9 protein-coding genes are annotated in these 10560 nt (G+C 58.7%); 5 read left to right on the forward strand and 4 right to left on the reverse strand.

All coding sequences use genetic code 11. The features are described from left to right. Window position 1: 1 nt before the first annotated feature. Complete coding sequence (locus tag ACR0J2_RS17785) at window positions 2-2257, reverse strand: NADP-dependent malic enzyme (RefSeq protein WP_170680152.1); 2256 nt, start codon at window positions 2255-2257, stop codon at window positions 2-4. A 162-nt stretch (window positions 2258-2419) separates the two neighbouring features. On the opposite strand from ACR0J2_RS17785, the gene mutS reads away from it, so the two are divergent. After that, window positions 2420-5035 (forward strand): DNA mismatch repair protein MutS, encoded by a 2616-nt coding sequence (gene mutS, locus ACR0J2_RS17790; RefSeq protein WP_480813453.1) that lies wholly within the window; start codon window positions 2420-2422, stop codon window positions 5033-5035. A 58-nt stretch (window positions 5036-5093) separates the two neighbouring features. On the opposite strand, the gene ACR0J2_RS17795 is transcribed toward mutS, so the two are convergent. Both ACR0J2_RS17795 and hrcA read right to left on the reverse strand, forming a co-directional pair. Continuing rightward, window positions 5094-5657 carry a nucleotide exchange factor GrpE gene (locus ACR0J2_RS17795; protein WP_170612739.1) on the reverse strand — a complete coding sequence of 188 codons (564 nt, stop codon included), beginning with the start codon at window positions 5655-5657 and terminating at the stop codon, window positions 5094-5096. Between the two features lie 10 nt (window positions 5658-5667). Next, entirely contained in the window at window positions 5668-6732 is a 1065-nt protein-coding gene (gene hrcA / locus ACR0J2_RS17800) for a heat-inducible transcriptional repressor HrcA (protein WP_170612741.1), read from the reverse strand. A gap of 112 nt (window positions 6733-6844) precedes the next feature. On the opposite strand from hrcA, the gene rph reads away from it, so the two are divergent. The 4 genes from rph to ACR0J2_RS17820 are packed head-to-tail and all read left to right on the forward strand — an operon-like array spanning window position 6845 to window position 9670. Then, window positions 6845-7558, forward strand: a complete 714-nt coding sequence (gene rph, locus ACR0J2_RS17805; protein WP_170612743.1) for a ribonuclease PH — start codon at window positions 6845-6847, stop codon at window positions 7556-7558. Continuing rightward, window positions 7555-8169, forward strand: coding sequence for an RdgB/HAM1 family non-canonical purine NTP pyrophosphatase (gene rdgB / locus ACR0J2_RS17810; protein WP_480813427.1), 615 nt, complete (start codon window positions 7555-7557; stop codon window positions 8167-8169). Before rph ends, rdgB begins: the two co-directional genes overlap by 4 nt. Beyond that, complete coding sequence (gene hemW, locus ACR0J2_RS17815) at window positions 8159-9313, forward strand: radical SAM family heme chaperone HemW (RefSeq protein WP_480813428.1); 1155 nt, start codon at window positions 8159-8161, stop codon at window positions 9311-9313. The genes rdgB and hemW overlap by 11 nt, the downstream gene beginning before the upstream one ends. A gap of 3 nt (window positions 9314-9316) precedes the next feature. Beyond that, window positions 9317-9670 (forward strand): YbaN family protein, encoded by a 354-nt coding sequence (locus tag ACR0J2_RS17820; protein ID WP_170612749.1) that lies wholly within the window; start codon window positions 9317-9319, stop codon window positions 9668-9670. On the opposite strand, the gene ACR0J2_RS17825 is transcribed toward ACR0J2_RS17820, so the two are convergent. Beyond that, the gene (locus ACR0J2_RS17825; RefSeq protein ID WP_480813429.1) at window positions 9660-10553 is read right to left on the reverse strand and encodes a ParB/RepB/Spo0J family partition protein; all 894 of its coding nucleotides are present in this window, start codon (window positions 10551-10553) and stop codon (window positions 9660-9662) included. The two genes, ACR0J2_RS17820 and ACR0J2_RS17825, sit on opposite strands and share 11 nt — an antisense overlap. Window positions 10554-10560 lie beyond the last annotated feature (7 nt).

The raw sequence follows: 10560 nt of genomic DNA on the forward strand, positions 1-10560 counted from the left end.
CTTACCCGATATCGCAAGAGGCCAGGATGGCCATATTCAGAATGTCATTCGCCGTCGATACGGTCGAGCAGATCTGGATCGGCTTGTCGACCCCGGACAGGATCGGGCCAATCACCGTCGCGCCGCCCATTTCCTGCATCAGCTTGGTTGAAATCGACGCTGAGTGACGCGCAGGCACGATCAGGATATTGGCCGGGCCGGTCAGGCGCGAAAACGGATAGGCCGCCTGCTGATCCACGTTCAGCGCAACATCCACGGTCATCTCGCCTTCGTATTCGAAGTTGACGCCGCGCTGGTCCAGAACCGCTGGCGCGCGGTGCATCTTTTCCGCACGTTCCGAGACCGGATACCCGAAGGTCGAGAAGCTGACAAAGGCGACCCGCGGCTCGATCCCCATATGGCGCGCCACGGCGGCCGAGCGTTCGGCGATTGTGGCCAGGTCGTTCTCGTCCGGCCATTCATGGACAAGCGTGTCGCCGATCAGAACGATGCGCCCCTTATGCAGCAGCGCCGTAACCCCGGCCGCTCCATGGGTGGCGTCGGCATCGAACACGTGATTGATACGATCCAGAACATGCGCGGATTTGCGCGTCGCACCGGTCACAAGCCCGTCTGCGTGGCCGTGGGCCAGCATCAGGGATGAAAACACATGCCTGTCCCGCGCGGCAAGGCGGTGAATATCCTTGGAATCAAAGCCTTTACGCTGAAGCCGATTGTACAGGAAAGATTTGTAAGTCTCGAGATGCGTGGTGTTTGCTGCATTCACGACCTCCAACTCACGCACTGCGTCCCCGAGGCCGGCGTCCTCAAGCTTTTTCTTGACGTCATCGGGTCGGCCAACGACCAGGGCCTTGCCGAAGCCCGAACGCTGATACATCACGGCTGCGCGCAACACACGGGGATCGTCACCCTCGGCAAAGATCATCCGGCTTTGCGCGGCGCGGGCGCGGGCGTTCAGACCGCGCAGGATGCTGGCCGTCGGGTCCATGCGGGACTTCAGGCTCAGCTCATAGGCGTCCATGTCGATGATCGGACGGCGGGCCGCACCGGTATCCATCCCAGCCTTGGCCACGGCAGGCGGGATACGATGGATCAGGCGCGGGTCAAACGGTGTCGGAATGATGTAATCCCGTCCGAATGTCAGAGATTTGCCATAGGCCATCGCAACCTCATCCGGCACGTCCTCGCGTGCCAGATTGGCCAAAGCATGGGCACAAGCGATCTTCATCTCGTCATTGATGGCACGGGCATGGATGTCCAGCGCCCCGCGGAACAGGTAGGGAAAACCCAGAACGTTGTTCACCTGGTTCGGATAGTCGCTGCGACCGGTTGCAACGATGGCATCTACCCGAACCTCGTGCGCTTCTTCCGGAGTGATCTCGGGGTCGGGGTTCGCCATCGCAAAGATCACCGGATTGTCGGCCATGCTGGCCACCATGTCCTGCGTGACCGCACCCTTGACCGACACGCCCAGGAAGACGTCGGCACCCTTCATGGCCTCGTCCAGCGTACGCAGCTCGGTCGAAATCGCGTGGGCCGACTTCCACTGGTTCATACCCTCGGTCCGGCCCTGATAGATCACACCCTTGGTGTCGCAGACAATACAGTTGTCATGCCGCGCGCCCATCGCCTTGAGCAGTTCGATACAGGCGATCCCTGCAGCACCCGCGCCGTTCAGGACGATCTTTACGTCCTCGATCTTCTTGCCCGAGATATGCAGCGCGTTCAGCAGACCCGCCGCACAGATCACCGCAGTGCCGTGCTGGTCGTCGTGGAAGACCGGAATGTCCATTTCTTCCTTCAGACGCTGTTCGATGATGAAGCATTCGGGCGCTTTGATATCCTCAAGATTGATGCCGCCAAAAGTCGGCCCCATCAGACGCACGGCGCGGCAGAACTCATCCGGGTCCTCGGTATCCAGTTCGATGTCGATCGAGTTCACATCGGCGAACCGTTTGAACAGGACCGATTTGCCTTCCATCACCGGTTTCGAGCCCAGCGCGCCCAGATTTCCCAGACCCAGCACAGCGGTCCCGTTCGAAATCACGGCCACCAGGTTGCCCTTGTTGGTGTAGTCATAGGCCGTTTCGGGCGATTCAGCGATGGCTTCACAGGGAACGGCCACACCGGGGCTGTAGGCCAGCGACAGGTCCCGCTGCGTGGTCATGGGAACGGTGGCCTGCACCTCCCATTTTCCGGGGGTTGGTTCCAGGTGAAAGGCCAGCGCCTCTTCGTTGGTGATCTTCGCTTTGGGCATGTGATGGGTCGTTTCTTTACATCTGCGGGACGATTGCCTCATAGCGCAGGAGAACGCGCGCCTCAACGGGAATGAGTTTTCGGCTTTTACAGAAGATGCGGGATTTGTAAGGTCGCGTCCGGAATACGCCAGAAGGGATCAGCCTTGTCCACAGTCACGCCGATGATGGCGCAATATCTCGAAATCAAAGAGGCCTATGCCAACGCCCTGCTGTTTTATCGCATGGGCGATTTTTACGAGATGTTCTTTGAAGACGCCGTCAACGCCGCCGAGGCGCTGGATATCGCGCTGACCAAGCGTGGCAAGCACAACGGAGCCGACATCCCCATGTGCGGCGTGCCCGTGCATTCCGCCGAAGGGTATCTGCTGACACTGATCCGAAAAGGTTTCCGAGTCGCCGTCTGCGAGCAGATGGAAAGCCCGGCGGAAGCGAAGAAAAGAGGCTCTAAATCGGTCGTAAAGCGCGATGTTGTGCGTCTTGTGACACCCGGCACGCTGACCGAAGACGCGTTGTTGGAGGCTCGCCGCCACAACTTTCTGGCCGCTTATGCCGAGGTCCGGGATGAAGCCGCCTTGGCCTGGGCCGATATCTCGACCGGGGCGTTTCACGTGATGCCTTTGACCTCTGTCCGGCTAAGTCCCGAGCTTGCCCGTCTGGCACCGTCCGAATTGATCGTGGCCGATGGGGTGCAAGACAAGCTGAATGAACCCGTCATGGATCTGGGTGTCTCGCTCACCCCGATCGGGCGCGCCAGCTTTGACAGCACCGCGGCGGAAAAGCGCATCTGCGGATTGTTTCACGTAAGCGCCCTAGACGCATTTGGCAGTTTTGGACGCGCTGAGATTTCAGCAATGGGCGCGCTGATCGCCTATCTGGAAATCACACAAAAGGGCAAACTGCCGCTGCTGCAAACCCCGCTCAAGGAATCCGAAGACCGCGTTGTTCAGATCGACAGCGCAACTCGGCGCAATCTGGAACTCACCCGATCCCTGTCTGGAGGCCGCGCCGGTTCACTGCTGTCTGTGGTCGACCGAACCGTCACACCGGGCGGCGCGCGTCTTTTGGAGCAGCGCCTCTCCAGCCCCTCCCGCAATCTGAATGTCATCCACGGGCGGTTGGATGCGGTGAGTTTTGCGACCGAAGACAGCCTGATCGCTTCGGACCTGCGCGAGGCGCTGAGGAAAACCCCTGATCTGGATCGGGCCCTGTCTCGCCTGTCACTGGATCGCGGCGGTCCGCGCGATCTCGCGGCCATTCGCAACGGCCTGACACAGGCAGCGGCAATTGCCGAGCTTTGTGCGGACCGGGACCTGCCTGTCCTTCTGGCAACGTCGTTGCAAAATCTGGTTGGTTTCGACGACCTGTTGAACCTGCTTGATGAAGCCCTTGTCGCAGAACCCCCGCTGCTGGCCCGCGACGGTGGTTTCATCGCCCCGGGGTATGACACAGAGCTGGACGAGGCCCGTACGCTGCGCGACGAAGGCCGTTCCGTCATCGCAGGCTTTCAACAGAAATACGCTGAACATACCGGCATCACGTCACTGAAGATCAAGCACAACAACGTGCTGGGCTATTTCATCGAAACCACGGCCACCCATGCCGAGAAAATGCTGAACCCGCCGTTCTCGGAAACCTATATCCACCGCCAGACCACCGCCAATCAGGTCCGATTCACGACTGTGGAACTCTCCGAGATCGAAACCCGTATCCTGAATGCTGGTAATCTGGCGCTTGAAATCGAAAAGCGACTCTATCAAAGGCTTTCTGGCGAGATTCTGACCCTCGCCGCCCGTCTCAACCAGGCCGCGCGCGGTTTGGCCGAACTGGATTTAACAAACGCCCTCGCCGATCTGGCACGTGGAGAAAACTGGTGTCGCCCACAGGTCGACAATTCGCGCGCCTTCGACGTCCGGGGCGGCAGACATCCGGTAGTCGAACACGCCCTGCGTCAGCAATCGGGCGATGCCTTCATCGCCAATGACTGCGATTTAACGGCCGACAAGGGTGCTGCGATCTGGCTGCTGACCGGCCCGAACATGGCTGGTAAATCAACCTTCCTGCGCCAGAACGCTCTGATCGCCCTGCTGGCGCAGATGGGCAGCTATGTTCCGGCGGAACAGGCCCACATCGGCATCGTCAGCCAGTTGTTCAGCCGCGTCGGAGCCTCGGACGATCTAGCAAGGGGCCGCTCAACTTTTATGGTGGAAATGGTCGAAACCGCCGCCATTCTCAATCAGGCCGACGACCGCGCGCTGGTCATCCTCGACGAGATTGGCCGCGGCACCGCCACCTATGACGGTCTGTCCATCGCATGGGCCACGCTGGAACATCTGCACGCCGCCAACCAGTGCCGCGCCTTGTTTGCCACGCACTACCACGAACTGACCGCTCTTGCCGGACAACTGGAAGGCGTCGAAAACGCGACTGTCGCCGTCAAGGAATGGGAGGGTGAAGTCATCTTCCTTCACGAAGTTCACAAGGGTGCAGCCGACAGATCCTACGGAGTTCAGGTCGCGCAGCTCGCCGGATTGCCGGCATCTGTGGTCGAACGAGCCCGCATTGTTCTGGACCAGCTGGAAAAAACCGAACGCGAAGGTGGCAAACAAAAGGCCCTGATCGACGACCTGCCTTTGTTTTCGGCTGCGCCACCTCCACCGCCGCCGGCACCAAAAGCCTCGCCCGTCACCGACCTGCTAGATCAAGTTCTGCCGGACGAACTGACCCCGCGGGACGCACTCGACCTGATCTACAAACTGAAAGAGGCGGCCAGATCCTGACCGCCCCTTCATCTTTTCAAAAATACTCTCGCCGAAGGCTTGGCTTCAAAGAAGCCAATCAGTTCGCAGGCATCGACGATACCCCGACCTGCGCCGGACGCAGCAGGCGGTCATGCAGCATGAACCCCTCGGCCGAAACCTGAATGATATCACCCGCACGAGTCCCCGGCACCGGGGCTTCGAACATCGCTTCATGCACATTCGGATCGAACCGGTCGCCAACCTCGGGCGTGATCACTTCGATTCCGTGCTTCTGGAACACGTCCTTCAAGGCCCGCATGGTCAGTTCAACGCCTTCGATCAGACCGGCGGCAACCTCTTTCTGTTCATCCGTCACAGTCTCGAGCGCGCGCTTCATGTTGTCGTAGACCGGCAGCATGTCTCGGGCCAGTTTCGATCCGCCATACTGTTCCGCATCGCGGCGCGCCTTGTCGCCCCGCTTGCGCGCGTTTTCCGCATCCGCCAGGGCGCGCATGAACTTGTCCTTGAAATCGTCTCGCTCAGCGCGCAGCGCATCGATCTCCAGCGCCTCTTCGCTGATATCCATCAGCTCCTCAGCAAGTTCTTCCGCCTCGGCGGTTGCGATATCATCCAGAAATTCTTCGTTCTTGGGCTCTGCCATCTCTTACCCTCTAGCTCCGGTCGGATATCAGCTTGCCGACCAGTTGCGCCGTATAATCCACGATCGGCACGATCCGTCCATAATTCAGACGCGTGGGCCCGATGACCCCGACCGCACCAATTATCTTACGATCAGCGTTCATATATGGAGACACCACCAAAGAGGAACCCGAAAGTGAGAAAAGTTTGTTCTCTGAGCCGATAAAAATGCGCACACCCTCGCCTTCTTCGGTCAGTTCCAGAAATTCCGCGATGTCCCGCTTGCGTTCCAGGTCATCAAACAGCGTTCGAATGCGGTCCAGTTCCTCGGTCGCGCCGGTCTCCCCCAACAGATTCGCCCGCCCCCGCACGATCAAACGGGCCGAGTCGCCCGCATCGCCGTCCCAGGCGGCCATGCCGCTTTCGACCATCCCGCGCGCCAGCACATCGATTTCCTGCTTCCGCGCATCGATCTGGGTCTGCATCTGGCGCCGCACTTCGCTCAGCGTCCGGCCCTCGATCAGCGCATTCAGGAAATTTGCAGCCTCCCGCATCGAACTGGGTGTCTGGCCGGGCGGTGGTGTGAACAGCCGGTTCTCAACATGTCCGTCCGCAAAAACCAGAACCACCAGGGCCCGGTCATGAGCCAGCGATACAAACTCGATATGCTTGATCTCGGATTCGTGTTTTGGGGTCAGAACCAGTGATGCGCCATGTGTCACGTGTGACAAGGCCGAACCGACCCGGTCCAGCATTCCCCCTACATCACCCGCGTTAGAGCCTAATGTCTCATCCAGCTTTTGCCGGTCATCCGCTCTCAGATCGCCAACCTCAAGCAGACCATCGACAAACATCCGCAGGCCCATTTGCGTCGGCACCCGACCCGCACTGATATGCGGGCTGTCGAGCAAGCCCAAAAACTCCAGATCCTGCATCACGTTGCGCACGGTCGCGGCGCTGACTTTTTCCGACAGGGTGCGAGTCAGGGTTCGGCTTCCTACTGGCTCACCGCTGTCCAGATAACTCTCAACGATCAGCCGGAAAACCTCGCGCGACCGGTCATTCATCTCGTTCAGAATTTTACTTGCTTCGCTCATCGGCGGTCCCCTGCTGGGTCGTCATTAAATCGCAGGCAATTGAAAGGTCAATCGGGGTTGCATCGTAAGCCAAGGGGGCGTTATCCCCAAGCCAGCAAACAAAGGATTTTCAATGCGACCCTCTGGACGTGATCTAAACGAAATGCGCCCGGTTTCAATTGAAACGGGCTTTACCAAACATGCCGAAGGTTCCTGTCTGATCAAGATGGGCGATACCCATGTGTTGTGTACCGCCACGATCGAGGATCGTGTGCCGCCCTTTATCAAAGGTTCCGGACTGGGTTGGGTCACAGCCGAATACGGTATGCTGCCCCGTGCTACCAATACAAGAATGCGGCGCGAGGCGGCATCGGGCAAGCAAGGCGGGCGCACCGTGGAAATTCAGCGCCTGATCGGCCGCGCCCTGCGCGCCGGTGTGGATCGGGTTGCTCTGGGCGAGCGTCAGATCACCGTGGACTGTGATGTGATCCAGGCCGATGGCGGTACCCGTTGCGCTTCGATCACCGGCGGATGGGTTGCCTTACGTTTGGCAGTCAACAAACTGATGAAAACTGGCGATGTGATCTCGGACCCCTTGGTGGACCCTGTTGCAGCAGTTTCTTGCGGTATTTATGCAGGCCAGCCGGTATTGGATCTGGACTACCCCGAGGACAGCGAAGCCGGCGTCGATGGCAACTTCATCATGACCGGATCGGGCAAGCTGATCGAGGTACAGATGAGCGCTGAAGGGTCTGTCTTTAGCCGCACTCAGATGGACCAGCTTATGGATTTGGCGGAAAAGGGCGTGGCGGAATTGGCTGCAGCACAAAAGGCCGCCGCCGCATGACCCGCAAGTTCGACGGCGACAGGCTGCTGGTGGCCACGCATAACAAAGGCAAGCTTGAGGAGATGGCGCATCTTCTCGAACCCTTTGGAGTGTCCGTTGTGGGCGCCGGTGAAATGGATCTTCCCGAACCGGAAGAAACCGAGGACACGTTCGTCGGCAACGCCCGGATCAAGGCTCATGCCGCTGCCAAGGCCACCGGCCTGCCTGCTCTGTCGGACGATTCCGGAATTACCATAGACGCGCTGGACGGCGCGCCAGGCGTCTACACCGCCGATTGGGCCGAAACCGGCAACGGACGCGACTTCCTTATGGCGATGACCCGCGCGCATAACGAGCTGGAGGAAAAAAACGCGCCCCACCCCCGCACCGCGCAATTCCGCAGCACGCTGGTTCTGGCCTGGCCCGATGGGCATGATGAGGTATTCGAAGGCATCGCGCCGGGCCACCTTGTCTGGCCCATTCGGGGTGAAGGTGGTTTTGGCTATGACCCGATGTTTGTCCCTGACGGATACGACATTACCTTTGCCGAGATGGATCGCTGGGAAAAGAACAAGATCAGCCATCGTGGGCGCGCGGTGGAGATGTTCGTGAAAGGCTGCTTTGGCGGATGATTGGCGCAACGGGGGCTTTGGCCTGTATGTGCATTGGCCTTTTTGCGAGGCCAAATGCCCCTATTGTGACTTCAACAGCCATGTTTCCAGAAATATCGATCAAAAACAATGGCTTGAAGCGTTTCTTGCTGAGCTGACCCGCTCGGCCGCCGAAACGCCAGGCCGGGTTCTGAACACGATCTTCTTTGGCGGCGGAACACCATCTTTGATGGCGCCGGAAACCGTTGCTGGTGTGATCGAGCAGGCCCGCAGCCTGTGGCGCCCATCTAACAGCCTTGAAATTACACTGGAAGCCAATCCCGGTTCGGTCGAGGCCGGACGCTTTGCCGCCTATCGTGACGCCGGGGTCAATCGCATTTCGATGGGCATTCAGGCCCTGAACGATGATGATCTGCGCCGTTTGGGACGCATTCACACAGCGGCCGAAGCGCAAGCGGCCTTCGACATTGCCCGTCATTGTTTTGACCGTGTCAGCTTCGACCTGATCTATGCCCGCCAGCACCAAACGCTGGAGGCGTGGAAAACAGAGTTGACCGAAGCACTGGGCTTGGCGGTGGACCACCTGTCGCTTTATCAGCTGACAATTGAAGAAGGCACGGCTTTCGGTGACCGCTATGCGGTCGGCAAACTGCGCGGGCTTCCGGACGATGACAGTGCGGCAGACATGTATCTGGCCACGCAGGAGATTTGCGAAGCTCATGGTCTGCCGGCATACGAGATTTCAAATCATGCCCGCACAGACGCGGAATCCCGACACAACCTTATATACTGGCGGTACGGAGATTACGTCGGCATTGGCCCCGGTGCACATGGGCGCCTGACGCTATCTGGGCAAAAGATGGCGACAGAAACCTATTTGTCTCCGACCACGTGGCTGACGGCTGCTTTGAGCGGCAATGGCGAAAAGTCCCGAACCGCCCTGTCATCAAAAGATCAGGCAAATGAATACCTTTTGATGGGGATGCGCATTGCCGAGGGGCTGGACATGGACCGGTTCGCAACCCTTTCCAAAGCCCCGTTGAATCCGGACAAATTGGATGAGCTCGAGTCCTACGGGATGATCAGACGTGATCAAAACCGACTTTTTGCAACCAAAGACGGTCGCGCGGTGCTGAACGCCGTGATCCGCGAATTGTTGGAGTAGCGCATGCAGTTTCTTTGGGCCGGACTGGGGTTGCTATGCGTGGCACTGGCGGTTGTGGGGATTGTCCTGCCGTTGCTTCCAACGGTGCCGTTCTTGCTGCTTGCGGCGTTTTTCTTCGCGCGCTCCTCATCCCGGTTGCACAATTGGCTGATCACCCACAGGACCTTTGGCCCGATGATTCTGGATTGGCAAAGTTCCGGTGCGATCCGCCCGGCCGCAAAAAAGGCGGCAACCTTGTCAGTTGCCGCCGTGTTTGGATTGTCTGTTCTGCTTTCCCTGCCAGCCCACGTCCTGATCATTCAGGCCCTCGTTCTGGGCGGCGTAATGGGTTTTATCTGGACCCGGCCTAACGGCTGAGCTTGGCGCACAAATCGTCCAACTGATCCAGGTTTTCATAGGTCAAGACAACCTGGCCCGATTCCGTTCCGGCCTTGTGATTGATGGACACCTTCATCGCAAGGATTGCCGAAAGATCCTTTTCCAGCGCTCTGGTATCCGCATCCTTACCCGCATCCAGATTTCTGGCTCTGGGTGTCGTTGTTGCCGGACCGTTCTGCTTCTTTTTGACCAAAGCTTCGGTTGCCCGTACAGACAACCCATCTCGGACGACAATTTTCGCCAATTCAGACGGGTTTTCGGCCGTGATAAGCGCCCTCGCATGTCCTGCTGACAATTTCCCTTCAATAACAAGGGTTTGTACATCAGATGGCAGAGACAGAAGGCGTAGAAGGTTGGCAATGTGGCTGCGGCTTTTGCCCAAGGCTTCTGCAAGCTTTTCCTGCGTGTGACCAAAGCGATCCATCAACTGTTTATAGCCGGCGGCCTCTTCCACCGCGTTCAGATCAGCGCGCTGGATGTTTTCAATGATGGCAACTTCCAGAACCTCGGTATCGTCAAAGTCCCGAACAATGACCGGGATGTCGTGCAGCTGCGCCATCTGTGCGGCCCGCCAGCGTCGCTCCCCCGCAACGATCTCATACTCGCTACCATTGATCTGGCGCACGATCAGCGGCTGGATGATGCCCTTTTCTTTTACCGACGCCGCAAGTTCATCCAATTGATCGGTTGAGAAAGTCCGGCGTGGCTGGTTCGGGTTCGCACGCAGTTTTTCGATCGGAACCTTGAGATCAGGGCGTCGGGATTCAGAAAAGCCGCGCCCATCTGTTTCAGTTGCGACATCAGCCATAAGGGCCGACAATCCCCGCCCCAATCCCCGGGACTTTGTTTTTTTGACGTTCACGTCGGCC

This window comes from Ruegeria sp. CG4, from assembly GCF_056537185.1.